The organism is Stappia indica (genome assembly GCF_009789575.1).
GTDB lineage: Bacteria > Pseudomonadota > Alphaproteobacteria > Rhizobiales > Stappiaceae > Stappia > Stappia indica_A.
Genome location: NZ_CP046908.1, coordinates 2,513,293 through 2,539,132 on the forward strand (window position 1 = coordinate 2,513,293; position 25,840 = coordinate 2,539,132).

General features: G+C 68.8%; 30 protein-coding genes. 15 read left to right on the forward strand and 15 right to left on the reverse strand.

All coding sequences use genetic code 11. From position 1 onward, the window contains the following. Nucleotides 1-142: 142 nt before the first annotated feature. On the reverse strand, nucleotides 143-1,540 hold the full coding sequence (argH, locus tag GH266_RS11735; RefSeq protein ID WP_158194066.1) for an argininosuccinate lyase: 1,398 nt from the start codon (nucleotides 1,538-1,540) through the stop codon (nucleotides 143-145). Between the two features lie 43 nt (nucleotides 1,541-1,583). On the opposite strand from argH, the gene tlpA reads away from it, so the two are divergent. Beyond that, nucleotides 1,584-2,264 carry a thiol:disulfide interchange protein TlpA gene (gene tlpA, locus GH266_RS11740; protein WP_158194067.1) on the forward strand — a complete coding sequence of 227 codons (681 nt, stop codon included), beginning with the start codon at nucleotides 1,584-1,586 and terminating at the stop codon, nucleotides 2,262-2,264. Between the two features lie 102 nt (nucleotides 2,265-2,366). Here tlpA and GH266_RS11745 read toward each other — a convergent pair whose 3' ends face one another. From GH266_RS11745 to GH266_RS11785, 9 genes are all read right to left on the reverse strand, one after another. Continuing rightward, entirely contained in the window at nucleotides 2,367-2,567 is a 201-nt protein-coding gene (locus tag GH266_RS11745; protein WP_158194068.1) for a hypothetical protein, read from the reverse strand. Between the two features lie 103 nt (nucleotides 2,568-2,670). Beyond that, nucleotides 2,671-3,552 (reverse strand): 3-hydroxybutyryl-CoA dehydrogenase, encoded by an 882-nt coding sequence (locus tag GH266_RS11750; RefSeq protein ID WP_158194069.1) that lies wholly within the window; start codon nucleotides 3,550-3,552, stop codon nucleotides 2,671-2,673. Between the two features lie 260 nt (nucleotides 3,553-3,812). Continuing rightward, the gene (locus GH266_RS11755; protein WP_158194070.1) at nucleotides 3,813-4,754 is read right to left on the reverse strand and encodes an electron transfer flavoprotein subunit alpha/FixB family protein; all 942 of its coding nucleotides are present in this window, start codon (nucleotides 4,752-4,754) and stop codon (nucleotides 3,813-3,815) included. A 25-nt stretch (nucleotides 4,755-4,779) separates the two neighbouring features. Then, the gene (locus GH266_RS11760) at nucleotides 4,780-5,529 is read right to left on the reverse strand and encodes an electron transfer flavoprotein subunit beta/FixA family protein (RefSeq protein WP_158194071.1); all 750 of its coding nucleotides are present in this window, start codon (nucleotides 5,527-5,529) and stop codon (nucleotides 4,780-4,782) included. A 225-nt stretch (nucleotides 5,530-5,754) separates the two neighbouring features. After that, nucleotides 5,755-6,447, reverse strand: a complete 693-nt coding sequence (locus tag GH266_RS11765) for a rhomboid family intramembrane serine protease (RefSeq protein WP_158194072.1) — start codon at nucleotides 6,445-6,447, stop codon at nucleotides 5,755-5,757. Between the two features lie 77 nt (nucleotides 6,448-6,524). After that, entirely contained in the window at nucleotides 6,525-7,100 is a 576-nt protein-coding gene (locus GH266_RS11770; RefSeq protein WP_158194073.1) for a cob(I)yrinic acid a,c-diamide adenosyltransferase, read from the reverse strand. A gap of 39 nt (nucleotides 7,101-7,139) precedes the next feature. Then, complete coding sequence (locus GH266_RS11775) at nucleotides 7,140-7,337, reverse strand: twin transmembrane helix small protein (protein ID WP_158194074.1); 198 nt, start codon at nucleotides 7,335-7,337, stop codon at nucleotides 7,140-7,142. A gap of 45 nt (nucleotides 7,338-7,382) precedes the next feature. Next, nucleotides 7,383-8,261: an SDR family oxidoreductase gene (locus GH266_RS11780; protein ID WP_158194075.1), complete on the reverse strand. Its 879-nt coding sequence runs from the start codon at nucleotides 8,259-8,261 to the stop codon at nucleotides 7,383-7,385. 41 nt (nucleotides 8,262-8,302) lie between these two features. Next, on the reverse strand, nucleotides 8,303-9,532 hold the full coding sequence (locus tag GH266_RS11785) for a ubiquinone biosynthesis hydroxylase (protein WP_158194076.1): 1,230 nt from the start codon (nucleotides 9,530-9,532) through the stop codon (nucleotides 8,303-8,305). Between the two features lie 119 nt (nucleotides 9,533-9,651). On the opposite strand from GH266_RS11785, the gene tesB reads away from it, so the two are divergent. Then, nucleotides 9,652-10,551 (forward strand): acyl-CoA thioesterase II, encoded by a 900-nt coding sequence (tesB, locus tag GH266_RS11790; RefSeq protein WP_158194077.1) that lies wholly within the window; start codon nucleotides 9,652-9,654, stop codon nucleotides 10,549-10,551. A 12-nt stretch (nucleotides 10,552-10,563) separates the two neighbouring features. Here tesB and GH266_RS11795 read toward each other — a convergent pair whose 3' ends face one another. Next, the gene (locus GH266_RS11795; RefSeq protein ID WP_209001591.1) at nucleotides 10,564-11,799 is read right to left on the reverse strand and encodes a CobW family GTP-binding protein; all 1,236 of its coding nucleotides are present in this window, start codon (nucleotides 11,797-11,799) and stop codon (nucleotides 10,564-10,566) included. A 45-nt stretch (nucleotides 11,800-11,844) separates the two neighbouring features. Then, nucleotides 11,845-13,254 carry a D-alanyl-D-alanine carboxypeptidase family protein gene (locus GH266_RS11800; RefSeq protein WP_158194078.1) on the reverse strand — a complete coding sequence of 470 codons (1,410 nt, stop codon included), beginning with the start codon at nucleotides 13,252-13,254 and terminating at the stop codon, nucleotides 11,845-11,847. A gap of 341 nt (nucleotides 13,255-13,595) precedes the next feature. Between GH266_RS11800 and GH266_RS11805 the strand changes: the two genes are divergently transcribed. The 9 genes from GH266_RS11805 to ureG all read left to right on the forward strand — a co-directional run bounded on the left by GH266_RS11805 (nucleotide 13,596) and on the right by ureG (nucleotide 20,203). Next, on the forward strand, nucleotides 13,596-14,444 hold the full coding sequence (locus GH266_RS11805; protein WP_158194079.1) for an urease accessory protein UreD: 849 nt from the start codon (nucleotides 13,596-13,598) through the stop codon (nucleotides 14,442-14,444). A 32-nt stretch (nucleotides 14,445-14,476) separates the two neighbouring features. Further along, the gene (locus GH266_RS11810; protein ID WP_158194080.1) at nucleotides 14,477-14,779 is read left to right on the forward strand and encodes an urease subunit gamma; all 303 of its coding nucleotides are present in this window, start codon (nucleotides 14,477-14,479) and stop codon (nucleotides 14,777-14,779) included. 15 nt (nucleotides 14,780-14,794) lie between these two features. After that, complete coding sequence (locus GH266_RS11815; protein ID WP_158194081.1) at nucleotides 14,795-15,100, forward strand: urease subunit beta; 306 nt, start codon at nucleotides 14,795-14,797, stop codon at nucleotides 15,098-15,100. A 20-nt stretch (nucleotides 15,101-15,120) separates the two neighbouring features. Continuing rightward, complete coding sequence (locus GH266_RS11820) at nucleotides 15,121-15,549, forward strand: lysozyme inhibitor LprI family protein (RefSeq protein WP_158194082.1); 429 nt, start codon at nucleotides 15,121-15,123, stop codon at nucleotides 15,547-15,549. A gap of 37 nt (nucleotides 15,550-15,586) precedes the next feature. Continuing rightward, nucleotides 15,587-17,299 carry an urease subunit alpha gene (ureC, locus tag GH266_RS11825; RefSeq protein WP_158194083.1) on the forward strand — a complete coding sequence of 571 codons (1,713 nt, stop codon included), beginning with the start codon at nucleotides 15,587-15,589 and terminating at the stop codon, nucleotides 17,297-17,299. 313 nt (nucleotides 17,300-17,612) lie between these two features. Next, entirely contained in the window at nucleotides 17,613-18,221 is a 609-nt protein-coding gene (locus tag GH266_RS11830; protein ID WP_158194084.1) for a glutathione S-transferase family protein, read from the forward strand. After that, entirely contained in the window at nucleotides 18,218-18,814 is a 597-nt protein-coding gene (locus tag GH266_RS11835) for an urease accessory protein UreE (protein ID WP_158194085.1), read from the forward strand. Before GH266_RS11830 ends, GH266_RS11835 begins: the two co-directional genes overlap by 4 nt. Then, nucleotides 18,786-19,550, forward strand: coding sequence for an urease accessory protein UreF (locus GH266_RS11840; RefSeq protein WP_244953814.1), 765 nt, complete (start codon nucleotides 18,786-18,788; stop codon nucleotides 19,548-19,550). The genes GH266_RS11835 and GH266_RS11840 overlap by 29 nt, the downstream gene beginning before the upstream one ends. Before the next feature lie 23 nt (nucleotides 19,551-19,573). Then, nucleotides 19,574-20,203 (forward strand): urease accessory protein UreG, encoded by a 630-nt coding sequence (gene ureG, locus GH266_RS11845; protein WP_158194086.1) that lies wholly within the window; start codon nucleotides 19,574-19,576, stop codon nucleotides 20,201-20,203. Between the two features lie 9 nt (nucleotides 20,204-20,212). On the opposite strand, the gene GH266_RS11850 is transcribed toward ureG, so the two are convergent. Continuing rightward, nucleotides 20,213-20,773 (reverse strand): gamma-glutamylcyclotransferase, encoded by a 561-nt coding sequence (locus tag GH266_RS11850; protein WP_158194087.1) that lies wholly within the window; start codon nucleotides 20,771-20,773, stop codon nucleotides 20,213-20,215. Between the two features lie 147 nt (nucleotides 20,774-20,920). Between GH266_RS11850 and GH266_RS11855 the strand changes: the two genes are divergently transcribed. Beyond that, nucleotides 20,921-21,964, forward strand: coding sequence for a DUF2125 domain-containing protein (locus GH266_RS11855; RefSeq protein ID WP_158194088.1), 1,044 nt, complete (start codon nucleotides 20,921-20,923; stop codon nucleotides 21,962-21,964). Between the two features lie 279 nt (nucleotides 21,965-22,243). Here GH266_RS11855 and GH266_RS11860 read toward each other — a convergent pair. Both GH266_RS11860 and GH266_RS11865 read right to left on the reverse strand, forming a co-directional pair. Then, nucleotides 22,244-22,995, reverse strand: a protein-coding gene (locus GH266_RS11860; RefSeq protein ID WP_158192679.1) for an IS5 family transposase whose coding sequence is annotated in 2 segments (ribosomal slippage) — nucleotides 22,244-22,665 and nucleotides 22,665-22,995 — 753 coding nt in all. Because the reading frame shifts where the segments join, the coding sequence is not laid out codon by codon here. A gap of 96 nt (nucleotides 22,996-23,091) precedes the next feature. Beyond that, the gene (locus GH266_RS11865) at nucleotides 23,092-23,550 is read right to left on the reverse strand and encodes a GNAT family N-acetyltransferase (RefSeq protein ID WP_158194089.1); all 459 of its coding nucleotides are present in this window, start codon (nucleotides 23,548-23,550) and stop codon (nucleotides 23,092-23,094) included. Nucleotides 23,551-23,738: 188 nt separating this feature from the next. On the opposite strand from GH266_RS11865, the gene yddG reads away from it, so the two are divergent. Genes yddG through GH266_RS11880 form a run of 3 tightly spaced genes read left to right on the forward strand, consistent with a single transcriptional unit; the run spans nucleotide 23,739 to nucleotide 25,835 of the window. Continuing rightward, nucleotides 23,739-24,668, forward strand: coding sequence for an aromatic amino acid exporter YddG (gene yddG, locus GH266_RS11870; RefSeq protein ID WP_158194090.1), 930 nt, complete (start codon nucleotides 23,739-23,741; stop codon nucleotides 24,666-24,668). 43 nt (nucleotides 24,669-24,711) lie between these two features. Then, nucleotides 24,712-25,605 (forward strand): HpcH/HpaI aldolase/citrate lyase family protein, encoded by an 894-nt coding sequence (locus tag GH266_RS11875; RefSeq protein ID WP_158194091.1) that lies wholly within the window; start codon nucleotides 24,712-24,714, stop codon nucleotides 25,603-25,605. A gap of 23 nt (nucleotides 25,606-25,628) precedes the next feature. Beyond that, complete coding sequence (locus GH266_RS11880; RefSeq protein WP_158194092.1) at nucleotides 25,629-25,835, forward strand: DUF1737 domain-containing protein; 207 nt, start codon at nucleotides 25,629-25,631, stop codon at nucleotides 25,833-25,835. Nucleotides 25,836-25,840: the final 5 nt, after the last annotated feature.

A 25,840-nucleotide genomic window follows, 5' to 3' on the forward strand; every position in this document is an offset into this window, starting at 1 on the left:
CCCGTAAAAAGCCCGTCCGAAGCGGGCCGGCATGGCCGGCCCCTGCCGTTTCCTCGCATGCGGCGGCGTCCGCCGCAAGCCCCTCGCCGGCCCTGCCGGCGGCAAGTCACCTGCCCCGCCCTGCCGGCGAGGACAACAAGCGTCAGCGCCGCGCCGCCTCGCGCTCCAGCACCTTCAGCCAGCGCTTGGCCTGCTTGCGGACATTGGCCGGTGCCGTGCCGCCATAGCTGGTGCGCGAGCGCACCGACTTGTCGACCGACAGCACGGTGAAGATGTCCTCGGTGATGCGCGGCTCGATCGCCTGCAGGTCTTCCAGCGGCAGCCGGTGCAGCTGCACCCCGCGCTCCACGGCAAGGCCCACGGCGCGCCCGGTGACGTGATGCGCCTCGCGGAACGGCATGCCGATCACCCGCACCAGCCAGTCGGCGAGATCCGTCGCGGTGGAATAGCCCGAGCCGGCGGCGGCCTTCATCGTCTTGGTGTTGGCGGTCAGGTCGCGCACCATGCCGGTCATCGCGGCCAGCGCCAGCGACAGGCTCGGCAACCCGTCGAAGGCCTGTTCCTTGTCTTCCTGCATGTCCTTCGAATAGGCCAGCGGCAGGCCCTTCATCATCACCAGCAGCGCCGTCAGCGAGCCGTAGATGCGGCCCGTCTTGGCGCGCACCAGCTCGGCCGCGTCGGGGTTCTTCTTCTGCGGCATGATCGAGGAGCCGGTCGAGAAGCGGTCGGACAGGGTGACGAAGGCGAACTGCGCCGAGCACCAGATCACGATCTCCTCGGCGAGCCGCGACAGGTGCATGGCGCAGATCGAGGCCGCACCCAGCGCCTCGATGATGAAGTCGCGGTCGGACACCGCGTCGAGCGAATTGGCCGTCGGCCGGTCGAAGCCGAGCGCTGCCGCCGTCATCTCCCGGTCGATGGGGAAGGACGTGCCGGCCAGCGCGGCCGAGCCGAGCGGGCACTCGTTCATCCGCTTGCGGGCATCGCGCATGCGCGAGCGGTCGCGGGCGAACATCTCCACATAGGCCATCAGGTGGTGGCCGAAGGTCACCGGCTGGGCCGACTGCAGGTGGGTGAAGCCCGGCATGACGTCGCCGGCATGGGCGAGCGCGCGCTCGCTGAGCGCCTGCAGCAGCTCGGTCAGCTGCTCATCGAGCGTATCCAGCGTGTCGCGCACCCAGATGCGGAAGTCGGTGGCGACCTGGTCGTTGCGCGAGCGCGCCGTGTGCAGGCGGCCGGCGGCCGGGCCGATCAGCTCGGCCAGCCGTGCCTCGATGTTCATGTGGATGTCTTCGAGCGCACGCGAGAAGGTGAAATCCCCCGCCTCGATCTCTGACTGGATCGTGTCTAGACCGTGAGCGATCTTGTCGGCATCGTCGGCGGCGACAATTTCGCGCGCCGCAAGCATGCGGACATGAGCCTTCGAACCCTCTATATCCTGCCGGTAGAGCTTGCGATCGTAGTCGATGGAGGCGTTGATCTCCTCCATGATGGCGTCCGGCCCATCCGAGAACCGGCCTCCCCACATGCGATTGCTCATGAACGTGCCTTTCTGGCGCTCCTAAGGAACGGGTAATGGATCGATGACCAACGGAACCAGGCCTCCCCGGCGCACGCTCCTCGTCGGGATCGCCGCCGTGGCCCTGATGGCAGGACTGGCGGGGATATACGTGATCGGCGGGGCCGATGGCAACCGGCAGCAGGCCGGCTCCTGCAGCGCCGCAGCCAGCCTTGCCGCTGAGATCGCCCCGCTCGCCCGCGGCGAGGTGGCGGCCTTCCTTCCGGCGAAGGCGCCCTCGCAGCTCTCCGACCTTGCCTTCAGCAACGATGCCGGCGCACCGCTCACCCTCGCCGACTTCCGCGACAGGGTCGTGCTGGTCAATCTCTGGGCCACCTGGTGCGCGCCCTGCCGCAAGGAAATGCCGGCGCTCGACCAGCTGCAGGCGGAGCTCGGCAGCGACGATTTCGAGGTGGTCGCCGTCAGCGTCGACCAGACCGGCGAGGAAAAGCCGCGCGCCTTCCTGAAGGAAATCGGCGTTTCCAATCTCACCTTCTATGCCGATCCCACCATGAAGATCTTTCAGGACGTGCGCGCGCGGGGCCGGGCGCCGGGCCTGCCGACCACCCTGCTGGTCGACGGCAAGGGCTGCGAGATCGGCGCGCTGATGGGGCCGGCGGAATGGGCCTCGGAAGACGCCAAGGCCCTGGTGCGCGCGGCGATCGAGGCCCAACGCAAGACCGCGTCAAGCGGTTCGGGCAGCTGAAGAGCCGGGCCGAGCGAAACAGAACGACAAAAGCGCCGGGCGGATGCGTCCGGCGCTTTGCGTTTCTCGGCAGGCTTTGAGCGAAAGATCAGGAGCGAAAGATCAGGCGGTGACGTCGAGCTTGCCGCCCACGCCCGCCGGCGTCGGGGCCTTGGCCGCGGAGGCGGCAAGGTCGGCATTCTGCTCGAGCATGGCCGCGAGAGCGGCCGTGGCATCGGCATTCTGCTTCATGAAGGTCGCGGCAAGCTGGTTCTGCGTTTGCGCCTGCGACATGCCCACCATGGTGGCGGCAACACTGGACATGGGAGCCTCCTGGTTCGAGCCTTCCCCATCCCTCGCACGATCAGCGTTAACGACAGGTTAACCCGCCCGTTTCAGGCGCCTGGCGCCGGGTGCCCGCCCGCCTTCAGCGGGTGGGAACCGGCACGTCGCCGCGATAGTCGTAGAAGCCGCGCTGGGTCTTGCGGCCGAGCCAGCCGGCCTCGACATACTTCACCAGCAGCGGGCACGGGCGATACTTGGTGTCGGCAAGGCCCTCGTAAAGCACCTGCATGATCGACAGGCAGGTGTCGAGACCGATGAAGTCGGCCAGCTGCAGCGGGCCCATCGGATGGTTGGCGCCGAGCTTCATCGCCGTGTCGATGGCTTCCACCGAGCCGACGCCCTCGTAGAGCGTGTAGATCGCCTCGTTGATCATCGGCAGCAGGATGCGGTTGACCATGAAGGCCGGGAAATCCTCGGCGACGGCGATGGTCTTGCCCAGCTTGCGGGTGAACACCCGCGCCGCCTCGAAGGTCTCGTCCTCCGTGGCGATGCCGCGCACCAGCTCCACCAGCTCCATCAGGGGAACCGGGTTCATGAAGTGGATGCCGATGAAGCGCTCCGGCCGGTCGGTGGTCGCCGCCAGGCGGGTGATCGAGATCGACGAGGTGTTGGTGGCGAGGATCGCCTCCGGCTTCACCAGCGGACACAGCTGGCTGAAGATCTTGCGCTTGATCTGCTCGTTCTCGACGGCGGACTCGATGATGAGGTCGACCTCGCCGAGCTCGTCCATGCTCTCGGCCGCAACGATGCGGGACAGGGCGGCGGTGCGCTCCTCCTCGCTCAGCTGGCCCTTGGAGACCTGACGGGCCATGTTGCCGTTGATCGAGGCCAGGCCCGACTGGATCCGGTCCCGGGAAATGTCGTTGAGCTGCACGTCAAAGCCGGCCACGGCGCAGACATGGGCAATGCCGCTGCCCATCTGGCCCGAGCCGATCACGCCGACTTTCTTGATCTCGACCACCATCGTCCGTTCCGATTTCGTTTCGGTGCTGCCGGTGTCGGCGCACGCCGGGAAAGTGAGGGGCTATTCATGGCAACTTCGCGAGCCCGCCGCAAGGACCCGCCTGCGCTTTTTCGCAAGGGCGCTGCGGCCTGCATCGGACCACCGCCCGCAACAGCCCTGCAACGGGCCAGAAACAGGCCAAAACGGGCCAAAACGGGGAAGGGCCCGCGCATGGCGGGCCCTTCGAAGCGTCCGGCGCGCGCCGCAGCGCGCGCGCAGTCTCAGCCCTTGGCGGCCTCGACGGCAGCCTTGAACTGCGGCAGCACCTCGAACAGGTCCGCGACGAGGCCGTAGTCGGCGACCTGGAAGATCGGCGCTTCCTCGTCCTTGTTGATCGCCACGATCACCTTGCTGTCCTTCATGCCGGCAAGATGCTGGATGGCGCCCGAGATGCCGCAGGCGATGTAGAGGTCCGGCGCCACGACCTTGCCGGTCTGGCCGACCTGCCAGTCGTTCGGCGCGTAGCCCGCATCGACCGCCGCGCGCGAGGCGCCGACAGCGGCACCCAGGGCATCGGCAACCGGCAGCATCACCTCCTCGAACTTCTCCTTGGAGCCGAGCGCGCGGCCGCCGGAGATGATCACCTTGGCCGAGGTCAGCTCCGGGCGGTCGGACTTCGACAACTCCTGGCCGACGAAGCTGGAGAGGTCGGACTGGGTCGCCGAGATTTCCTCGATCGAGGCCGAGCCGGTCTCTTCGGCGGCAGTGAAGCTCGCCGTCCGCACGGTCACGACCTTCTTGGGATCGGTCGACTTCACCGTCTGGATGGCGTTGCCGGCATAGATCGGGCGTTCGAAGGTCGCCCCGTCGATCACGGCGGTCACGTCGGACAGCTGCATCACGTCGAGCAGCGCGGCGACGCGCGGCAGGATGTTCTTGCCGTTGGCGGTGGCCGGCGCGACGATGGCGTCATAGCCGCCGGCCAGCGACACGATCAGCTCCGACATCGGCTCGGCCAGCTGCTGGGCAAGGCCGTCGCCGTCGGCGAGCAGCACCTTGGCGGCACCGGCGATCTTGGCGGCCTGCTCGGCGGCAGCGCGCGCGCCCTTGCCGGCGACCAGCACATGCACGTCGCCGCCCATGGCGGCAGCGGCGGTCATCGCCTTGTGGGTGGCATCGTTCACGGCATCGTTGCTGTGTTCGGCAACAAGAAGGATGGTCATCTTCAGTGTCTCCCTGTCGGTCCGATCAAAGCACGCCGGCTTCGTTCTTGAGCTTGGCGACAAGCTCGGCCACATCGGCCACCTTGACGCCGGCCTGGCGTGCCGGCGGCTCGACGGTCTTCAGCACTTCGAGGCGCGGAGCCACGTCGACGCCGTAGTCCTCGGGAGACTTCTCGTCGATCGGCTTCTTCTTCGCCTTCATGATGTTCGGCAGCGAGGCGTAGCGCGGCTCGTTGAGGCGCAGGTCCGTCGTGACGATGGCCGGCAGCTTCAGCTTTACCGTCTGCAGGCCGCCGTCGACCTCGCGGGTCACGTCGACCGTGCCTTCACCCAGGTCCACCTTCGAGGCGAAGGTGCCCTGGCTCCAGCCGAGCAGCGCGGCGAGCATCTGTCCGGTCTGGTTGCAGTCGTCATCGATGGCCTGCTTGCCGAGGATGACGAGGCCGGGCTGCTCCTCCTCGACCACCTTCTTCAGTATCTTGGCGACGGCGAGCGGTTCGGTGGTGGCGTCGGTCTTGACCAGGATGCCGCGGTCGGCGCCCATGGCCAGGCCCGTGCGCAGCGTCTCCTGCGCCTGCTGCGGACCGACCGAGACCACGATGATCTCCTCGGCCTTGCCGGCCTCGCGCAGACGGATCGCCTCCTCGACGGCGATCTCGTCAAACGGGTTCATCGACATCTTCACGTTGGCCAGGTCGACACCCGTGCCATCGGCCTTCACACGCACCTTGACGTTGTAGTCGATCACCCGCTTCACGGGCACAAGGATTTTCATGGGTTTTTCAACCTCCCGCTCACGCGACCGCTAGTTTCCGCCGCCGGTCGCCTTTCGTATCCGCAACGTCTCAGGACACCCGGGAACCGCAGCTTTCCGCAGGTTCCTTGTCGTCGGGCCGGGACCGTACTGACGCGCTCGGTGGCTGTCAACGCCACGTAAGGGAAGCAGACTGCCGCAGGACCGGCATGCTCCCTTGCGCTCGCCCCCGGCTACAGGCCCCGGCTATATCCCCCTGTCGAACAGCGGCACGCCGCGCCGGCGCATCGGCACAACCAGCAGCGCCCCGGCGAGCGCGCCGGCGACATGCGCCCACCAGGCCACCTGGTGGTCGCCGAAGCCGAAGGCCATCACCACCTGGAAGCCGATCCACGCGCCCAGCACCCAGGAGGCCGGCAGGCGCAGCGGCAGCCGGCCGAAGGCCAGCACCCAGACCCGCACCTTGGGATGCAGCACCAGATAGGCGCCGATGACCCCGGCCACCGCGCCCGAGGCGCCGATCAAGGGCACCACCGATCCCGGCTCCGTCAGCGCATGGCCGTAGCCGGCGGCCGCTGCGCACAGCAGGTAGAAGACGAGGAAGCGGAAGTGGCCCATCGCATCCTCGACATTGTCGCCGAAGACCCAGAGGAACAGCATGTTGCCGCCCAGATGCATCCAGCTGCCATGCAGGAAGGCATAGGTCACCAGCGCTGCCGGCTCCGGAAACACCGCCAGATGCGGGGCGAGGTCGCGCACGTCGAACAGCACCGCCGGGATCAGCCCGTAGGAGAGGCTCGAGGCCTGCATCGCCGGCTCGGACAGCCCGCCCTGCTGGATCAGGAGGAAGATCGCCACATTGGCGAGGATCAGCCCCCATGTGACAAATTGCCGCCGCACATGCACGAGCGGCTTGTGGTCGTAGAGCGGGATGAACATGGGGCCAGGCGTCCTGTTGTCTGGGGGCAGCTTTCCGGCGGGCCAGGCCCCGCGTCAAGTGCGGCTAAGCACCGTGCCTAGCGGTTCTGCCCCGGCACCCACAGCACGTCGGCCGCGCCCTTGTCGTTCGCCCAGCGCGCGGCGACGAAGAAGAAGTCGGACAGCCGATTCATGTAGACCAGCGCCGGCCGGCTGACGGTCTCGCGCGCGGCCAGCTCCGTCATCAGCCGCTCGGCGCGGCGCGACACGGTGCGGGCAAGATGCAGATGCGCCGCCGCCGGCGAACCGCCCGGCAGCACGAAGGAACGCAGCGGCGACAGGTCCGCGTTGAACCGGTCGATGGCCGCCTCGATGGCTAAGACCTGCGCATCGGTGACGCGCAGCGGCGGATAGGCCGGCGGCTCGTCGCTCTCGGGCGTCGCAAGGTCGGCCCCCAGGTCGAAGAGGTCGTTCTGGATCCGTGCCAGCACGGCATCCAGCTCGGGATGCGCACCCGCCGTTGCCTGGCGCGCCAGCCCGACCACAGAATTCGTCTCGTCGACCGTGCCGTAGGCCTCGACCCGGAGATCGTGCTTCGGCCGCCGCTCGCCGGAGGCCAGCGCCGTGGTGCCGGCATCGCCCGTCTTCGTGTAGATCTTGTTCAGCACCACCATGGGGCGTCCTTTCTGGAAACGGTCTGTCGGTAAAGCGCCTTACGGCCGCGTGCCCGTCAGATAGAGCACCACCATCACGATGACCACGGCAAGGAACTGCAACCCGACGCGCCAGCGCATCAAGGTCTGCGAACGCGACGAAGGCCCGCCGCGCATCATGTTCCACAAGCCCAGCAGCAGCACGACCGCCACCGCCCCGACGGCGAAGGGAATGGTCATGCGCAGGAAGTCGGCCATGGGTAGTCCTTTCTCAGCGATGGCTGCGGCTCGTGCCGGCAGCCTCTATTCCTCGGATCGCGCGGCGCGCGACAGAACCCAGTCGAACCCGCGGGTCGGCAGCAGGCGTTTCAGCCCGGCCATCACGGTGGTCGGCACGGTCACCCGGTAGCGCGCCCGCGGCCGGGGCGCCTCCACCGCATGCACCAGGCGCTTGACCACCGCCCGCGCCGGCAGCTTGAACAGCGACGGTTCACCGCCCCGCATACGGGCAAGGCGCCGCTCGTAGATCTCCCGGTGGGGCGAGACGGCCGCCCCCTCCTCGCCGATCACCCTTTCGAAATTCGCCATCGCGTTCTGCGTGAAGCGGGTGGAGATCGGTCCCGGCTCGATCAGCGAGACTTGGATGCCGGCGCCGGCGAGTTCCAGCCGCAGCGTGTCGCTATAGCCTTCCAGCGCGAACTTGGAGGCATTGTAGGCCCCGCGATAGGGCATGCCCATGAAGCCGAGGATCGACGAGCACTGCACGATGCGCCCGTGCCCCTGCCGGCGCATATGCGGCACCACGGCCCGCGTCAGCGTATGCCAGCCGAAGAAATTCGCCTCGAACAGCCCGCGCAGCGCATCGGAGGGGATGTCCTCCAATGCGCCCGGAATGGCATAGGCCCCGTTGTTGAACAGCGCGTCGAGCCGGCCCGAGGTCCGCTCGAACAGCTCCGCGGCGGCCTCGCCGATGCTCGCCTCGTCCTGGTAGTCGAGGCGGAAGCTCTCGAAGCCCTCGTCCTTCAGCCGGTCCACGTCCTCCTGCCGGCGCGCGGTGGCGAAGACGCGCCAGTCGCGGCCGCGCAGCGTATGGGCGGCTGCGGCTCCGATCCCTGAGGAACAGCCGGTGATCAGGATGATGCGTTGCGGCCGGACATGTTCGGCTGCCTGTGACCCGGCCATGCGTCCGGCCTTCTCCCCGTCCAGTCCCCTGCCCGATACCGTCAGATCGCCTCGCCGACCAGAAGCCGCGGCGAGGGGCCTTCCAGACCCGCCGCCTGGCGGATGAAGAACCGCTTCAGCGAAGGCATGCGGTCGACAAGGCCGAGGCCGACGTCGCGGACCGCGCGCACGACATCCATATCGTTCGAAAAGAGCCGGTTCAAGACGTCGGTCACCACCCCCATGCGGAACGTGTCGAAGCGCCGCCAGCGCTCGTAGCGCTCCAGCACGTCGAGCGCGCCGATGTCCTCGCCGAGCCGGCGTGCCTCCACCAGCACCTCGGCCAGCGCCGCAACGTCCTTGAAACCGAGATTGAGGCCCTGCCCGGCGATCGGGTGGATGCCGTGGGCGGCATCGCCCGCCAGCGCCAGGCGCGGCTGCACGAAGGCGCGCGCCAGCGTCAGGCCGAGCGGGAACGCGTATCGCGGCCCGTCGAGCGAAAGCTTGCCGAGATGGTGTCCGAAGCGCCGCTCCAGCTCCAGCTCGAAGGTGAAGTCGTCGCCCTTGACCAGCCGCTCGGCATCGTCGCGCCGCTCGGTCCACACCAGCGACGAGCGGTTGCCGGTCAGCGGCAGGATGGCGAAGGGGCCGGAAGGCAGGAAGTGCTCCTCGGCGCGGCCCTCATGCGGCCGCTCGTGGGCAACGGTGGTGACGATACCCGACTGGTCGTATTCCCAGCGCACCGTGCCGATACCGGCAAGGTCCCGCAGCTTCGAGCGCACGCCGTCGGCGGCGACCAGCAGCTTCGCCTTGCGCACGGCGCCTGAGGCGAGGCGGATCTCCACCTCCGAGGGCCCGCTGGTGAAGCCGGAGACCGCATCCGGCGCGATCAGCTCCACGCCGAGCTCCTCGGCCCGGTCGGCGAGCACCGCCACCATGTGCCCGTTCGGCACCATATGGGCGAAGGGCTCGCCCGGCTCCACCTCGCCGTCGAAGGTCAGGAACACCGGTCGCACCGCATCGCGCAGGCGCGAATCGGTGACGACCATCTCCATCATCGGCTGGGCGTGCGGCGCGATCTTCGACCATACGCCGAGCCGGTCGAGCATGCGGCTTGCCGCGGCCGCAACCGCCGAGGCGCGCGGATCCTTCGACAGCGCCTCGCGCGGGCGCATGTCCACGACGGCAACGCGGAGGCCGGGATCGGCCTGCTTCAGCGCCACCGCCAGCGAAAGGCCGACATACCCGCCGCCGCCGACCAGAACGTCGAGCTCGTCCATCTGGATGCCCATCCTGTCGCTCCCGTGTTCCTTGCGACCCGCAGGGCATGTGCCCCTGGGTCAGTCTTGACATTGCCGCCCCGCGCCCCGAAGGCTCTCGCACCCTTTCCGTTCATGCGAACAGGTGCCGGATGCGCTCAGCCGTCGACGACCTCCTCTCGATACTCGATCTCGAGCCGCTGGAACACAATCTCTTCCGCGGCATGAGCCCGCAGGTCGGCTGGCAGCGCGTCTTCGGCGGCCAGGTGATCGGCCAGGCGCTGGTCGCCGCCTCGCGCACCGTGCCGCAGGAGCGCAGCGTCCACTCGCTGCACGGCTATTTCCTGCGCCCCGGCGATCCGGCCGTGCCGATCATCTACGAGGTCGACCGTATTCGCGACGGCGGCAGCTTCACCACCCGCCGGGTCGTCGCCATCCAGCACGGCAAGCCGATCTTCTCCGTCGCCGCCTCGTTCCAGACCTTCGAGGACGGGCTCGACCACCAGGCGGTCATGCCCGACGTGCCGATGCCCGAGGACCTGCCCGGCGAGGCGGAGCTGAAGGAAAAGTTCCTCGCCCACGCGCCGGAGGCGGTGCGCCGCTACTGGGAGCGCGACCGGCCCATCGAGCTGCGCCCGGTCGACATGACCCACTATTTCAGCCGCAGCAAGCTGACGCCCTCGCAGAACGTCTGGGTCCGGGCCAGCGCCGCCCTGCCGGACGACCCGCGCATCCATTCCTGCGTGCTCGCCTATGCCTCGGACATGACGCTGCTCGACACCTCGCTCTTCGCCCACGGCACCAGCGTGTTCGATCCCAAGCTCCAGGTCGCAAGCCTCGACCACGCCATGTGGTTCCATCGCCCCTTCCGCGCCGACGAATGGCTGCTCTATGCGGAAGACAGCCCGTCGGCCTCGGGCGGACGCGGTTTCACCCGCGGCTCGCTCTTTTCCCGCGACGGCCAGCTGGTCGCCTCCGTCGCGCAGGAAGGCTTGATCCGCGTGCGCCGCGAACGGCCGAAGGATTCGTCGGCAAGCTCACCGGCGGACTGATCGGCGCAGTGGTCAGCGGAAGCTGCCGCTGAAGCCGCGGATCGCCAGCGGATTGTCGGACAGCGCCGCCGCATCGGGGGTGTCGGTTGCAGGCTGCCCGGTGAAGGCGTCGAACAGCTTGCGCACGAAGGTCTCCGGAAGGTCCCGGGTGATGAACACCAGCCGGCTGCGATGGTCGTCGTCCGGCCAGGCCGGCAGCGTCGCCGGCGGGTGAAACACGTGCTGCACCCCGTGCAGCACCACCGGCCGGTCCGGGTCCTCGGCGATCTGCACCACCCCCTTCATCCGCAGCAGCTTCGGCCCATGCGCCGAGCGCAGGAGGTCGAGAAACATCTCCAGCGCCGCCGCCGGGATCGGCCGGTCGGTCGACAGCGAGAAGGCGCGGATCGAATCGCCGTGGCGGTTCACGTCGTGGGAATGGTCATGTCCGTGACCATGGCTGTGGCTGTGGTCATGATGCCCGTGGCTGTGCCCATGGTCATGCGCGTGATGCCCATGCCCATGCGAATGCCCGCCATGGCCGTCGCGATAGGCTTCCTCGTTCAGCCAGCGCGCCACATCCGCCGTCTTGGTCGCCGGATCGTAGAGCCCGGTGCCGATCAGCCGTGCCGCGCTCGCCTCGCCGCTGGCCGCGACGATCACCGGCGCCGCCGGGTTGAGCCGGGCGATGCGCCGGCGCAGCGGGCTCTCCGGGTCGAGCGCTGCCGCGCCCTCCGCCAGGTCGGTCTTGGTCAGCACGATGCGGTCGGCGACCGCCACCTGCTTCACCGCCTCCTCCTGCGCGTCGAGCGTCGCAAGGCCGTTGACCGCATCGACCAGGGTCACCACCCCGTCGAGCTGGTAGCGCATCACCAGATAGGGGTGCTGCATCACCGTGTGCAGCACGGGGGCCGGATCGGCGAGCCCCGTCGTCTCGATCACCACCCGCGACAGCCGCTCGGTACGGCCATTGTCGACGCGCCGCAGCAGATCTTCGAGCGTCGTCACCAGGTCGCCGCGAATGGTGCAACACAGGCACCCGGAGGCCAGCTCGACGATGCCCTCCTCGCCGCCTTCGACGAACAGGTGGTCGAGGCCGACCTCGCCGAACTCGTTGATGATCACCGCCGCGTCGGCAAGCGCCGGATCCTTCAGCAGCGTGTTGAGCAGCGTCGTCTTGCCCGCGCCCAGGAAGCCGGTGATGACGGTCAGCGGGATGGGCGGCTTCGGCCCGCGCGCGCGCTTGCCGGTCTGGTCGGTCTCGGTCACGTCACTGTCCTCTGGCGGGCGCCGTCTTGGCGACGGCGCGCCTGGCTACGGGCGGGGATTGGGGGTGGGCCGCGGCAGGATCACGAGCGGCTGGCCGCGAAAGATCGCGCCCGGCTTGGCTTCGCCTGCCGGCGCCTGGGCGCTGGCGGCAGGCAGCAGCGCCGACGAGCCCGCCCCCATCACCGAAACCGGCTTTTCCTTCGGCATCGGCACAGTTGCGAGCGTCGCGATCTTCGCCTCCGAGGCAGGCGCCCGGCCCTTCGGCACGCCGAGCCCGACTTGCACCGCCTGGTCGACGCGGGACCGCGGGCCGATGATCTCGTCCATCACCTTGCCCCAGTCGGTCTTGCCGTCGTCGCGGGTCGGCACGTCGTCGTCGTCGGCCGAGACCACCTGCTGCGGCGCCTGGCCGACGATCGGCCGGCGCACGCCGTTGGTCGCCGGATCGAGCTGGGCATAGGACAGCGCCGTGGTGCCGCGCAGGCCGCCGGTGCCGTAGGTGGCCAGCAGCTCCTCCGCCGTCGGCTTGGTGTTGCGCTTGCAGTAGCCGTCGGCCGGCGGCCCGCCGGCAACGCCGGTCATCGAGGAAAGGTTGCGCCCGGAGCGCTGGCGAAAGCCGGCATCGACCAGCACGCGGGCCTTGGCGGCGCGTTCAACGCCCGAGGCCGCGCCCAGCACCACCGCCAGCACGGTGCGCCCGCCGCGCGTCGCCGAGACGACCACGTTCAGTCCGGAATTGCAGATATAGCCGGTCTTCATGCCGCTCGCGCCGGGCACCCGGGCCAGGAACTCGCGGTTGGCCGAGCGCAGCGTCTTCTTGCCGACCTTGATCGCCGGCAGGCCGTAATAGGCGTGGTACTGCGGGAATTCCTGCCACAGCGCCCGCGCCAGCACGGCAAGGTCGCGCGCGGAGGACACCTGGCGGTTGTCCGGCAGCCCGTGCGGGTTGACGAAACGGGTCGCGGTCATGCCGAGCCGGCGCGCCTCGGCGTTCATCATCTCGATGAAGGCGGGCTCGGAGCCGGCCAGCGATTCCCCGACCGCCACGGCGATGTCGTTCGCCGACTTGACGATCAGCATCTTCAGCGCGCTGTCGAGCGTCAGCTGGGTGCCGGGCTTGAAGCCCATCTTGCTCGGCGGCTGCGCATGGGCATTGGCGCTGATCGCCACCGCGCTCTCCAGCGTCGCGCGTCCCTCGCGCACCGCCTTGAAGGCGAGATAGGCGGTCATCAGCTTGGTGATCGAGGCGGGATACCACTGGCGCAGCGCGTCCTTGTGGTCGAGCACCGCTCCCGTCTCCGCATCGACGACGATCCAGGCGGCAACCTCGGCCCGCGCGGTCTCGCCGGATTGCAGCAGGCCGGCAACGGCAAGGCTGGCCGCGACCGCAAGGCCGCACAGGCGCCTGCCCAGATGGCATCCGGTAATCTTCAGCACGTCAGAAAGCCTCCGCATGTCCGGCCGCCGCGGCAATCCTGCGGCGTTGGCGGACCCTCCCGTCCGGGAGTTTCGGTCCGTCGATGCTCCCCCTATGTAACCGATCCTGAGGGCAGAATGCAAAGCGCGCTCGCAGCCCCCTCGCCCGCAGACTGCCCATGAAGACGGCAATTGCCGAAGTTTGCGGCAATTCGGCGTCCAGCGGCGTAGTCCGACCTCGCGCCTTTCGGGAGCGAACCGACTGGCCCCTCTCTTGCTATGCTGGAGGCAGCAAGGGGCGGCGACCGTCGTTCCGCCCTCAGCCGATCCGGCACAAGCCCCGGATTCCCATCAGTATTCGAGCGAGGCCGGACACCGGAATGACCGTCGAACCCGCCGCCCCGGCCACACCGATCCCCGCGATGCAGCGGGTGCGCGGGCATGCGCATGTCTCCTTTGCCAGGCAGGGCGAGACCACCCGGCTGAAGGAGCTCGGCCAGAGCGGCTCGGCCAAGATCCGCCTGCCGAAAACCCACGGCACCCCGCCGGTCGCCGTCTTCCTCAACACCGCCGGCGGCCTGACCGGCGGCGACCGGATCGAATTCGACGCCACCGCCGGCCCCGGCGCCCATGCCGTTCTGACCACCCAGGCGGCCGAGCGCGTCTATCGCAGCATCGACGGCGCGGCCGAGGTGGCGAGCGCCCTGCGCGCCGAGGAGGACGCCGTTCTGGAATGGCTGCCGCAGGAGACCATCCTGTTCGACCGCGCCGCCCTGCAGCGCTCGCTCACCGTCGACCTTGCCCCCGGCGCCCGGCTGCTGGCGATCGAGAGCCTGGTGCTCGGGCGCGAGGCGATGGGCGAGGACGTGCACACGCTCGGCTTCCGCGACCGCTGGCGCATCCGCCGCGGCGGCCGGCTGGTCTTTGCCGACGAGGCCCGCATCCAGGGCGATGCCACCGACATTCTCTCCGGCTCGGCGACGGCCGCAGGCAGCCGCGCCTTCGCCACGCTGGTCGATTGCCGCGAGGGCGCGCCCGGCCTGCTGGAGCGGGCCCGCGAGGCCCTCTCGCCCCTGCTCGGCGAGCGGCTGCGCGGCGGCGTCAGCGCCCTTCCCGATCTTCTTGTCTTCCGCTTTCTCGCCGACAGCGGCCAGGACCTGCGCGCCGGCCTCGTCTCCTTCCTGGAGACCTGGCGCGGCTCGGCCCTGCCCCGGACATGGTATTGCTGAGCGGACGGATGGCTCCAGATGAGGACTGACGCATGAAACTGACCCCGCGGGAAAAGGACAAGCTGCTGATCGCCATGGCGGCGGAGGTTGCCCGCAAGCGGCTCGCCCGCGGCGTCCTGCTCAACTATCCCGAGGCCGTGGCCCTGATCAGCGACTTCGTCGTCGAGGGGGCCCGCGACGGGCGCAGCGTCGCCGAGCTGATGAGCGCCGGCGGCCAGGTGCTGACCCGCGACCAGGTGATGCCCGGCATCGCCGAGATGATCCACGACGTGCAGGTCGAGGCGACCTTTCCCGACGGCACCAAGCTCGTCACCGTCCACCAGCCGATTCGCTGACAAGAGGAGCGCCGGATGATCCCGGGTGAACTGATGCCCGCCGAGGGCGATATCGAGCTGAATGCCGGCCGCCGCGTGCTGGAGATCGAGGTCGCCAACACCGGCGACCGTCCGGTCCAGGTCGGCTCCCACTATCATTTCGCCGAGACCAACCCGGCGCTCGCCTTCGACCGGGCGGCGGCGCGCGGCCACCGGCTGGACATTCCCGCCGGTACGGCGATCCGCTTCGAGCCGGGACAAAGGCGCAAGGTCGCCCTCGTGCCTTATGTTGGGGATCGCGCTGTCTACGGTTTCAATGGCAAGGTGATGGGCACGCTTTGACCAACAGAAGGAACCGTCTCGTGACCCGTCTTGCCGTTCTCACCGCCTCCGCCGGCCTGCTTGCCCTGCTGCTGCCGGCCGCCCCCGCCAGTGCCCAGCAGGATCCGGACATCGACTGCGACAACGCCACCGTCCAGATGGAGCTCACTTACTGCGCCGAAAAGGACTGGCAGGCCGCCGACGCCAAGCTCAACACCGCCTATTCGGCGGCGATGAAGTCCATGCGCGAGATGGATGCGGACCTGCCCGCCGACCTCAAGGGCGCCGCCGAGGCGCTGAAGGAAGCTCAGCGCGCCTGGATCCCCTATCGCGACAAGGCCTGCGCCGCCGCCGGCTTCCTCGCCCGCGGCGGCTCGATGGAGCCGATGCTCATCTATTCGTGCCTTGCGCAACTGACCGCAGATCGCACCCAGGAACTGGAACAACTGGCCGAGGGCCTGGGGAACTGATCCCAGCCCCGGCCGCCGCCGCGCCACGGAGACGCCGATGCCCTTCAAGATCAGCCGCGCCGCCTATGCGGACATGTTCGGACCGACCACCGGCGACCGGCTCCGTCTTGCCGACACCGATCTCGTCATCGAGATCGAGAAGGACTTCACCATCTATGGCGAGGAGGTGAAGTTCGGCGGCGGCAAGGTCATCCGCGACGGCATGGGCCAGTCCCAGCGCACGCGGGCGCAAGGCGCCGTCGACACGGTCATCACCAACGCGGTGATCGTCGACCATACCGGCATCTACAAGGCCGATATCGGCCTGACCGGCGGGCGCATCTCCGGCATCGGCAAGGCCGGCAACCCGGACATCCAGCCCGGCGTCGACATCGTCATCGGCCCGGGCACCGAGGCCATCGCCGGCGAGGGCAAGATCGTCACCGCCGGCGCCCTCGACATGCATATCCACTTCATCTGCCCGCAGCAGATCGACGAGGCGCTGATGTCGGGCGTCACCACCATGCTGGGCGGCGGCACGGGTCCTGCGACCGGCACCAACGCCACCACCTGCACCCCCGGCCCCTGGCACATGGAGCGCATGCTGCAGGCAGCCGAGGCCTTCCCGATGAACCTCGCCTTCGCCGGCAAGGGCAATGCCGCGCTGCCGGCGGCGCTGGAGGAACAGATCCTGGCCGGCGCCTGCGCGCTGAAGCTGCACGAGGACTGGGGCACCACGCCCGCAGCCATCGACTGCTGCCTTGCCGTGGCGGACGCCTACGACATCCAGGTGATGATCCACACCGACACGCTGAACGAGAGCGGCTTCGTGGAAAACACCACCGCCGCCTTCAAGGGCCGCACCATCCACGCCTTCCACACGGAAGGCGCCGGCGGCGGCCACGCACCGGACATCATCAAGCTGTGCGGCGAGGCGAACGTCATTCCCTCGTCGACCAATCCGACGCGGCCCTACACGGTCAACACCATCGACGAGCATCTCGACATGCTGATGGTGTGCCACCACCTCGACAGCTCGATCCCCGAGGACGTCGCCTTCGCCGAAAGCCGCATCCGCAAGGAGACCATCGCGGCGGAGGACATCCTGCACGACATGGGAGCCTTCTCGATCATCGCCTCCGACAGCCAGGCCATGGGCCGGGTCGGCGAGGTGATCATCCGCACCTTCCAGACCGCCCACAAGATGAAGGTCCAGCGCGGGCGTCTTGCCGGCGAAAGCGGCGACAACGACAACCTGCGCGTCCGCCGCTACATCGCCAAGGTGACGATCAACCCGGCCATCGCCCACGGCATTTCCCAGCATGTCGGCTCGGTCGAGGTCGGCAAGCTGGCCGACCTGGTGCTGTGGGATCCCGCCTTCTTCGGCGTCAAGCCGGAGCTGGTGCTGAAGCTCGGCACCATCGCCGCCGCGCCGATGGGCGATCCCAACGCCTCGATCCCGACGCCGCAGCCCGTCCACTACCGGCCGATGTTCGGTGCCTATGGCCGCTCGATGACCGCCTCCAGCGTCACCTTCGTCTCGCAGGCCGCCTACGACGACGGCATTGGCGAGCGGCTCGGCCTCGACCGGCTGGTGCTGCCGGTCTCCAACACCCGCTCAGGCATCTCCAAGGCCTCGATGGTGCTGAACGATGCCACCCCGGTGATCGAGGTCGACCCGGAAACCTACGAAGTGCGCGCCGACGGCGAGCTGCTGACCTGCGAACCGGCGGAAGTCCTGCCGATGGCCCAGCGCTATTTCCTGTTCTAGAGCCCTTTCGGCCAATTCGGAGCCATTCTGGCGGAGCGATTTTGTGGCAAGGTCAAGCAAAGACACGCAGGCCGTATCTGGATACGGACAAGGGGCTTTGCGCCGGAATTGGCGCAAAATCGCTCGCCCCGCAGGGCTTCCGATTGGCGGGCGCCCGGCGCCGAACCGGTCTTGCCCGATGCGAAGGCATCGCGCGGCGACTGTTTCGACGCCGGATCGCCGCCCCTATCGAGAAGCAGAATTGACTTCGAATTGGCCGAAAGGGCTCTAGGGTTCGGTTCGGAGGAACCGTCACCGACCGGAGGATCATTGCATGTACACGCTGATCGGCTATCCGCGCACCCGCGCCATGCGCGTCCTGTGGATGCTGGAGGAACTGGGCGAGTCCTACGAGTACCTTCCGGCGGCTCCGCATGCCCCGGAGGTCACCGCGCTCAACCCGACCGGCAAGGTGCCGGTGTTCAAGGACGGCGACACGGCGCTCACCGATTCCGTCGCCATTTGCCAGTATCTCGCCGACAAGCACGGCAAGCTGACCTATCCCGCCGGCACGCTCGAGCGGGCACGCCAGGACGGGGTCACCCAGTTCACCGTCGATGTTCTGGAAGGCGCGCTGTGGACGGCCGCCAAGAACAGTTTCATCCATCCGGAAGAGCTGCGGGTGCCGGAGGTCAAGCGCGTCTGCGCCGCCGAATTCGCCGATGGCCTGCGCCATCTGGAGCAGCTTCTGGGCGAGGGCCCCTTCGTCATGGGGGCGGAGTTCACCTTGCCCGACATCCTGATCGCCCACTGCGCCAACTGGGCAAGGCTGGCGAAATTCGACCTGCCGGAGACCGGCCCCGTCGCCGATTATCTCGAGCGGGTCCGGTCGCGTCCGGCGCTTGCCGCCGCCATGAAACGAGGAGCCGAGGCCATCGCATGATCCGCGTGCAGGAGATCCTCGCCGCCGGCAGCTGGGAGGGCGCGCCGGCCGACAGCGTCGTGCTCGACCGGGAAGACCGGCACCGCCGCCGCGCGGTGCTGCACTGCGCCGGCGGCACCCGCGTGCTGCTCGACCTGCCGCGCGCGGTACAGCTGCATCACGGCGACGCGCTGCGGCTGGAGGACGGCCGCACCGTCGCCATCCTCGCCGCCGGCGAGGATCTCGTCGACATCGAGGCGGAGACGGCCGACGACCTGCTGCGCATCGCCTGGCATCTCGGCAACCGCCATCTGCCGACCCAGCTCCTGCCCGGCGCCCTGCGCATCCGCCGCGACCACGTGATCGAGGACATGGTGGCCCGGCTCGGCGGCAAGATCACGCCGCTTATCGCCCCCTTCGATCCCGAAGGCGGCGCCTATGGCCACGGCACGGTCGAGGGGCACGATCACGCCCATCACGGCCATGCCCATTCCCACACCTCTTCGCATTCCCATGAGGCCGGCCACCACCATCCTCACGGCCACTCGCACTCGCACTCCCATTCCCACTCGCACGCGCACTCCCATGACGGCACAGCTGCGGATGGTTCCTGAGACGAGCACCGGGGCCGGCGCCGTCTCCGGGGCGGGGCTGCACGCCCTGCTCGCCTGGATGTCGCCGTCCTTCCCCGTCGGCGCCTATACCTACAGCCACGGCCTGGAATGGACCGTCGAGGACGGCACTGTGCGCGACGCCGCGACGCTGCAGGCCTGGGCGACCGGCGTCCTGCGCCATGGCGCCGGCTGGAGCGACACGCTGCTGCTCGTCCATGGCATGCGGGCGGCCGCCCTCGGCGACGAGGCGGCGTTCCGCGAGCTGCTCGATCTCTCGCTTGCCCTGCAGCCGAGCTCGGAGCGCCGGCTGGAGGCGACCGCGCAGGGCGATGCCTTCATCGCCACCATCATTGGCGCCTGGCCGCCGCCCGGCGACACGGCGGCAACGCGCCTCTTCGCCCGCCTGACGAAAGGCGAGGCAGCCCTTGCGCGCGGCCAGTGGACCTATGCGCTTGCCGCCGCCGCCGCTGCCGCCGCCTGGGGCCTGCCGGCCGGCCCGGTCGCCACCGCCTTCCTGCATGCCTTCGCCGCCAACCTCGTTTCGGCGGCGGTGCGCGCCGTGCCGCTCGGCCAGACCGACGGCCAGCGGGTCGTCAACGGCCTGGGGGAAGAGATCGTCGCCCTTGCCGCAGCCGCGCTTCAAGCCCCACTCGACGAGATCGGCGGCTGTGCCTTTGCCGCCGACATCGCCTCCATGAAGCACGAGACCCAGTACACCCGGCTGTTCCGCTCTTGAGCGGCTTTTCGAAGGAGATCCCCATGCCCTCCCCCAACGGCCCCCTGCGCATCGGCATCGGCGGCCCCGTCGGTTCCGGCAAGACCGCCCTGATGGACGCCCTGTGCAAGCGGCTGCGCGACACCTACGACATCGCCGCCATCACCAACGACATCTACACCCGCGAGGATGCCGAGTTCCTGACCCGCTCCGGCGCATTGGCGCCCGAGCGCATCCGCGGCGTGGAGACCGGCGGCTGCCCGCACACGGCGATCCGCGAGGACGCCTCGATCAACCTTGCCGCCGTCGCCGAGCTCGAAGCCGCCTTTCCCGCCCTCGACCTGATCCTGATCGAGTCGGGCGGCGACAACCTCGCCGCCACCTTCTCGCCGGAGCTTGCCGACCTGACGATCTACGTCATCGACGTCTCCGCCGGCGACAAGATCCCGCGCAAGGGCGGGCCCGGCATCACCCGCTCGGACCTTCTCGTCATCAACAAGACGGATCTCGCGCCGCTGGTCGGCGCCTCGCTGGAGGTGATGGACCGGGACTCCCGCCTGATGCGCAAGGAGCGGCCCTTCGTCTTCACCAATGTCAAGGACGGCAAGGGCGTTTCCGACGTGCTCGATTTCATCATTGCGCGCGGCGGCCTGGCCCCTTCGGCGGTCGCCTGACGCAGGCTCTCAGCCGGCGGAAAGCTGTGGGGCCATCGACTGGCGCAGGTGCTTGCCCAGCGCTTCCAGCCCATGGTCGCGGATGCCGATCTGCGACAGGTGGTCGACGGTGTTGAGCACATAGTCGGGATTGGCGCCGGACTGGCCGACGGCGCCGCTCACCAGCTCCAGCTGGCGCTCCAGCGACAGCACGCCGGCATATTGCGGGTGGGTCCGGTCGACCACATAGGTCAGCGCCGTGACCTGCCGGTCGGCGAGCCCCTCGAGCCGCACCCGGCGATGCGCCTCGCGGTAGACCATGGTCGCCTGCTCGCGCTCGCGCAGGTAGGCGATCACCTCGTCCCGCCGGCGGGCGGCAACGCGAAAGGCCATGCCCCGGCAGGCGCCGCCCCTGTCGAGGCCGAGCACCAGCCCGGGCCGCGTCTCGGTGCCGCGATGGACCCAGGAATAGATGCAGAGCGAACGGTGGGCGCCGTGCAGCACGCCCTGCACCGCGTCCTCGTACTCGAAGCCCGGCCGCCACATCAGCGACCCGTATCCGAACACCCAAAGATCCTGCCTGTCCTGCATGCACCCCTTCCCGTCCCGTCCGGGTCAAACGACCTAGCAACAGCGGCCGTCGCTGGCAACCGTGGCGAACGGCCTTGAATCCGCCGCCGGCCCGTGCTTTCAGGCATCACGGCGCCCGCTCGGGCGCAAAACCGCAGGACAGCTGACATGACCGACGACACGCCCCGCTCCCCGCTTACCCCAGACGCGCGCCCGCGCAAGACGGGGTCGAAGCGCGGCTACATCCTGCTGGCGACGCTGGTGGTTCTGGTGATCGCCCTGTGGAGCGGCTACTGGACGGTCGCGCGCGGCATGGTCTCGGACCTCTTCACCACCATGCGCCTTGCGGCAAAGGCGGAAGGCGGCGAGATCGCCTGCACCGACCAGGACCTCGGCGGCTACCCCTTCCGTTTCGAGCTGTCCTGCCAGCCGTTGAGCGTCGCGGGCCTGCGCGGCGAACGCGCCAGCTTCGAGGGCTTCCGCGCCGTCGCCCTTGCCTACAATCCCTGGCATGTGATCGTCGAGGCCGACAGCCCGGCCAATGTGGAAGCGCAGGGCCTTGCCCCCGGCCTCAAGGCCGCCTGGACCACCGCCCGCGCCAGCCTGCGCCTCGGCAACAGCGATCTCGACCGCGGCGACATCGAGATCGTCGCCCCCGTGCTCAGCCTTGCCGACGACAGCCTCTCGGCCACCGCCGGCCTTGCCAACCTGCACCTGCGCAAGTCGCCGGATATGGAGGGCGCCGCCGACGCCGCCCTGCGGCTCGACGCGCTCGCCCTGCCGGGAACGGCAGCGCCTGTCGATGTTCTGGCCGATGTGCGGCTGGCCGGCGGCGCGGCGCTGCTTGCCCCCCGCGGGGCCGACCTGATCGCACTGCTGAAGGATGAGGGCGCGCTCAGCATCCGCGAGCTGCGCCTTGCCTCCGGCGGGGTCACCCTGTCGGCCAGCGGCAGCCTCTGGCTGGACGAGGCCGGACGGCTCAACGGCACGCTGCCGCTCACCGTTTCCGGCGCCGCCGGCCTGCCGCCGCTGCTCGCCCCGTTCTTTCCGCAAGGCTCGAACGTGCCGACGACCCTCGCCGCGGCGTTGGCCGCCCTCGGCCAGCCGGCCACTCTCGACGGAGAGCCCGCCGTTGCCGTGCCGCTCGCCTTTGCCGGCGGCACCGCACGGGTCGGCTTCATCCCGATCGGCACGCTCCCGCCGCTGCGCTAGGTCGTGGACTCATAATTGTGCCGGAAACGGCGTCCGGTCGGGCAAAGATATGCCAGGAGGATCGCGAGGGCCGGGGCAAGTCCCCCGGCCGAGCGGTCCGACGCCGCAGATCGCAGCCGGGTCGACGCCCTTCGGGTATGCCGGAACCCGCCGGCAACAGCGTCGCAAACCCTTGAAAACCTGATGGTTTCCTGCGGTCTTGCTTCTTGTATCCGATCGGGTTCGGGCATACCGTTTCTCGTCAGAATTATGAGTTCACGACCTAAGGCCTGTGGGGATTCATCGTGAGTTGATGACGGCGGCGGTGAGGTAGATCATGGCCTCGAAGCTCTGATCGGTTTTGCAGGCGCGCATGGCGATGCGTTTGAACTCCTTGAGTTTGCAGAAGAAGTTTTCGATCAGATGGCGCCATTTGTACATCTCGACGTCGAGCGGGATGGGCTTGGCGCGGCGTGGGTGCTGCGAGATGACGATCTTCGCGCCGCGTTCATTGAGGTTGGCGACAATGTCGTTGCTATCGAAAGCCTTGTCAGCGAGCAGAGCTCCGAACTCGACGCCGTCGATGAGCGGGGCAACGCCAACGGTGTCGAAGCGGTGGCCGGGCATCAGGCGGAAGCGGACAAGGTTCCCGAGCCCATCAGTCAGGGCCAGAACCTTGGTCGTCATGCCGCCTTTGGAGCGGCCTATGGCCTGGCTCTGAGTCCCCCTTTTGCGCCCTGACCGTGCCGGTGAACCTTGACGATGGTGGCATCAATCATGGCGTATTCCATGTCCGGCTCATCCGACAGAGCATCGAAAATCCGCTTGAAAACGTCGGCTTTGCGCCAGTCGCTGAACCGCCGGAACGCCGTACTCCAGTTGCCGAACATGGCAGGCAGATCACGCCACGGACTACCCGTGCGAGCAATCCACAGCACCGCCTCCATGAACAGTCGGTTGTTACCCCCGCTGCGTCCAGGGTCCGTCGGCTTGCCCAAACAGTGCGGTTCCATCTTCGCCCATTGGGCGTCGGTCAGTACGAAGCGTTCCATCCGGAGTGTGAATCACATCTCCGGCAAAATGGGAATCCTGAATCCCCACAGGCCTTAGGCAGCAGCGGGCGCGATCTCGAACCTTCGGCGGCGGCCTCAGTTGCCGCCGCGGTCGATCGCCAGGATATAGCCCTTCCAGTCGGCCGGCTCGGCGATCTGGTCGTAGAGCGCGACGGCCGGCGCATTCTTGCCCGGCACGATCCAGCGCAGCTCGTACCAGCCGCGCCGCCCGCCCTCGGCGACCAGCCACTCGATCATCCGCCGCGCCAGCCCGTTGTTGCGGGCGTCCGGATGCACGTAGATTTCATCGAGCTGGCCGGTGCGCAGGCCGGAGATGATCTCCGGCAGGTCGAAATAGATGGCAAAGCCCACCAGCCGCCCCTCGAACTCGGCGCCGATCACTTCCGCCGTGCGGTCGCCGAGGATGCGCTCGGCGTAAAACTGGTCGGGCCGGCGCGGCGCGCCGCGCTTCAGCGCCTGCGCGTATTCGGCGATCAGCGGGGCAAGCGCCGGCGCGTCGTCCGGGCCGAGCTTCTTGATGGCGATGGTGCTCATGAACACTCCGAGACAATTCAGGACTTGCCGGACGATGCCGGACCGGGTCGCCACCTTGCCCCGAATGACGCGGCGATTTCAACTGCCTGATACGCCGCATGGCAACAACCCGTACGCGCGCGATTGACGCCGCCGCACCCGGCTGCGAATAGTCGTCGACCTGCCGTCTTCCATCCGGAACCCACCCGATGTCCGAGCCCAGCCTCGCCGCCTCCGGTCGCCTGCGCGCCACCCTGATCGGCCTCACCGCCGTCCTGATGTGGTCGACCCTCGGCCTGTTCGGCGCCGCCTCGGGCAAGGTGCCGCCATTCCTGCTCAATGCGCTGTGCTTCGGCCTGTCCGGCCTTGCCGCGACGCTCTGGCTCGGCCTGACCGGCCGCCTCGCGCGGATGCGCCAGCCCCTCGGGGTCATGGCCTTCGGCACGCTCGGCCTCTTCGGCTTCCATTTCTTCTACTTCACCGCCATCCGCAACGCCCCGCCGGTCGATGCCAACCTCATCAACTACACCTGGCCGCTGCTGATCGTCGTCTTCTCGGCGCTGCTGCCGGGCGAGAAGCTGAAGGCCCATCACGTCCTCGGCACGCTGCTGGGGCTCGCCGGCGCCGCGCTGCTGGTCACCGGCGGCAAGGGGCTGACGCTCGACCCCGCCCACGCGCCGGGCTATCTCGCGGCCTGCGCCTCGGCCCTGTTCTGGTCCAGCTACTCGGTGCTCTCGCGCCGCCTCGGCAAGGTCCCGACGGAAGCCGTCGCCGGCTTCTGCCTCGGCACCTCGGCCCTGTCGCTTGCCGCCCATCTCGCCTTCGAGACCACCGTCTGGCCGGCCGGCCCCGGCGAATGGGGCGCGGTGCTGGCGCTTGCCGCCTTTCCGGTCGGCCTTGCCTTCTTCGTCTGGGACATCGGCGTCAAGCATGGCGACATCCAGGTGCTGGGCGCCGGCGCCTATGCCGCGCCGGTGCTCTCCACGCTGCTGCTGATCGCCTTCGGCTTCGGCGCCTTCACCCTGGTGGTGGCGCTCGCCTGCGCCCTCGTCACGATCGGCGCGGTGGTCGCCGCAAAGGACATGATCTTCCGCTCTCCGACGAAAAGACGGCTGGCGAAGAACGAGCCGAGCGCCTAGAGGAAAAGCTCGCCCCCGGACACCTTCAGGAGACGAGGCCCCGATGACCGCACCCGTCACGATCCGCCCCCGCCGCAGCGTCCTCTACATGCCCGGCTCCAACGCCCGCGCGCTGGACAAGGCGCGCAGCCTCGACGTCGACGCGCTGATCCTGGACCTGGAGGACGCGGTCGCGCCGCACGCCAAGGAGACCGGGCGCGCGCAGATCCGCGCGGCGCTGGCAGAGGGCGGCTACGGCCACCGCGAGGTGGTGATCCGCATCAACGGCCTTTCGACGCCCTGGGGCGCCGCCGATCTCGACATGGCGATCGCCGCCCGGCCGGATGCGATCCTGCTGCCCAAGGTCTCCTCCCCGGCAGATCTGGAGCGCGTCGCGCACAAGCTCAACGCGGCGCGCGTGCCCGCCAGCGTCCGCCTCTGGGCGATGATGGAAACGCCGCTCGCCATGCTGAACGCCGCCGCCATTGCCGCCGCGGCCGCAAATCCCGAGACGCGCCTTGCCTGCTTCGTCATGGGCACCAACGACCTTGCCAAGGAAACCCGGGCGGCCCTGGTGCCGGGCCGCGCGCCGATGCGCCCCTGGCTGATGACCTGCGTCGCCGCCGCCAGAGCCTATGGCATCGACATCGTCGACGGCGTCTACAACACGCTCGACGACGAGGACGGGTTCGCCGCCGAATGCCGCGAGGGCGCGGAAATGGGCATGGACGGCAAGACGCTGATCCACCCGAAGCAGGCCGCCCCGTGCAACGCCGCCTTCAGCCCCACCGACGCCGACATCGCCTGGGCGCGCCGCATCATCGCCGAGTTCGAGCGGCCGGAAAACGCCGCCAAGGGCGCGATCCAGGTCGAGGGCCGCATGGTCGAGCGGCTCCACGCCGAAATGGGCGCCCGCCTCGTCGCCATTGCCGACGCCATCGCCGCGCGCAACGCCTGATCCAGCAGCAAGGGACATCCCCCATGAAACTCTACCGCTTCATCACCGGCCCCGACGACAGCGCCTTCTGCCACCGGGTCACCGCCGCCCTCAACAAGGGCTGGCAGCTCCAGGGCTCGCCGCAGCTCTCCTTCGACGCGGTGCGCGGCCTGACGATCTGCGGCCAGGCCGTGGTCAAGGAGGTCGAGGGCGTCGACTACCAGCCGGACATGAAGCTCGGCGACTACTGAGTCCT

Excerpts from the sequence above, each read along its gene's own strand:
- argH (WP_158194066.1), bottom strand. The coding sequence starts at position 1,540 with ATGAGCAATCGCATGTGGGGAGGCCGGTTCTCGGATGGGCCGGACGCC.
- tlpA (WP_158194067.1), top strand. The coding sequence starts at position 1,584 with ATGACCAACGGAACCAGGCCTCCCCGGCGCACGCTCCTCGTCGGGATC.
- GH266_RS11745 (WP_158194068.1), bottom strand. The coding sequence starts at position 2,567 with ATGTCCAGTGTTGCCGCCACCATGGTGGGCATGTCGCAGGCGCAAACG.
- GH266_RS11750 (WP_158194069.1), bottom strand. The coding sequence starts at position 3,552 with ATGGTGGTCGAGATCAAGAAAGTCGGCGTGATCGGCTCGGGCCAGATG.
- GH266_RS11755 (WP_158194070.1), bottom strand. The coding sequence starts at position 4,754 with ATGACCATCCTTCTTGTTGCCGAACACAGCAACGATGCCGTGAACGAT.
- GH266_RS11760 (WP_158194071.1), bottom strand. The coding sequence starts at position 5,529 with ATGAAAATCCTTGTGCCCGTGAAGCGGGTGATCGACTACAACGTCAAG.
- GH266_RS11765 (WP_158194072.1), bottom strand. The coding sequence starts at position 6,447 with ATGTTCATCCCGCTCTACGACCACAAGCCGCTCGTGCATGTGCGGCGG.
- GH266_RS11770 (WP_158194073.1), bottom strand. The coding sequence starts at position 7,100 with ATGGTGGTGCTGAACAAGATCTACACGAAGACGGGCGATGCCGGCACC.
- GH266_RS11775 (WP_158194074.1), bottom strand. The coding sequence starts at position 7,337 with ATGGCCGACTTCCTGCGCATGACCATTCCCTTCGCCGTCGGGGCGGTG.
- GH266_RS11780 (WP_158194075.1), bottom strand. The coding sequence starts at position 8,261 with ATGGCCGGGTCACAGGCAGCCGAACATGTCCGGCCGCAACGCATCATC.
- GH266_RS11785 (WP_158194076.1), bottom strand. The coding sequence starts at position 9,532 with ATGGGCATCCAGATGGACGAGCTCGACGTTCTGGTCGGCGGCGGCGGG.
- tesB (WP_158194077.1), top strand. The coding sequence starts at position 9,652 with ATGCGCTCAGCCGTCGACGACCTCCTCTCGATACTCGATCTCGAGCCG.
- GH266_RS11800 (WP_158194078.1), bottom strand. The coding sequence starts at position 13,254 with ATGCGGAGGCTTTCTGACGTGCTGAAGATTACCGGATGCCATCTGGGC.
- GH266_RS11805 (WP_158194079.1), top strand. The coding sequence starts at position 13,596 with ATGACCGTCGAACCCGCCGCCCCGGCCACACCGATCCCCGCGATGCAG.
- GH266_RS11810 (WP_158194080.1), top strand. The coding sequence starts at position 14,477 with ATGAAACTGACCCCGCGGGAAAAGGACAAGCTGCTGATCGCCATGGCG.
- GH266_RS11815 (WP_158194081.1), top strand. The coding sequence starts at position 14,795 with ATGATCCCGGGTGAACTGATGCCCGCCGAGGGCGATATCGAGCTGAAT.
- ureC (WP_158194083.1), top strand. The coding sequence starts at position 15,587 with ATGCCCTTCAAGATCAGCCGCGCCGCCTATGCGGACATGTTCGGACCG.
- GH266_RS11830 (WP_158194084.1), top strand. The coding sequence starts at position 17,613 with ATGTACACGCTGATCGGCTATCCGCGCACCCGCGCCATGCGCGTCCTG.
- GH266_RS11835 (WP_158194085.1), top strand. The coding sequence starts at position 18,218 with ATGATCCGCGTGCAGGAGATCCTCGCCGCCGGCAGCTGGGAGGGCGCG.
- GH266_RS11840 (WP_244953814.1), top strand. The coding sequence starts at position 18,786 with ATGACGGCACAGCTGCGGATGGTTCCTGAGACGAGCACCGGGGCCGGC.
- ureG (WP_158194086.1), top strand. The coding sequence starts at position 19,574 with ATGCCCTCCCCCAACGGCCCCCTGCGCATCGGCATCGGCGGCCCCGTC.
- GH266_RS11850 (WP_158194087.1), bottom strand. The coding sequence starts at position 20,773 with ATGCAGGACAGGCAGGATCTTTGGGTGTTCGGATACGGGTCGCTGATG.
- GH266_RS11855 (WP_158194088.1), top strand. The coding sequence starts at position 20,921 with ATGACCGACGACACGCCCCGCTCCCCGCTTACCCCAGACGCGCGCCCG.
- GH266_RS11865 (WP_158194089.1), bottom strand. The coding sequence starts at position 23,550 with ATGAGCACCATCGCCATCAAGAAGCTCGGCCCGGACGACGCGCCGGCG.
- yddG (WP_158194090.1), top strand. The coding sequence starts at position 23,739 with ATGTCCGAGCCCAGCCTCGCCGCCTCCGGTCGCCTGCGCGCCACCCTG.
- GH266_RS11875 (WP_158194091.1), top strand. The coding sequence starts at position 24,712 with ATGACCGCACCCGTCACGATCCGCCCCCGCCGCAGCGTCCTCTACATG.
- GH266_RS11880 (WP_158194092.1), top strand. The coding sequence starts at position 25,629 with ATGAAACTCTACCGCTTCATCACCGGCCCCGACGACAGCGCCTTCTGC.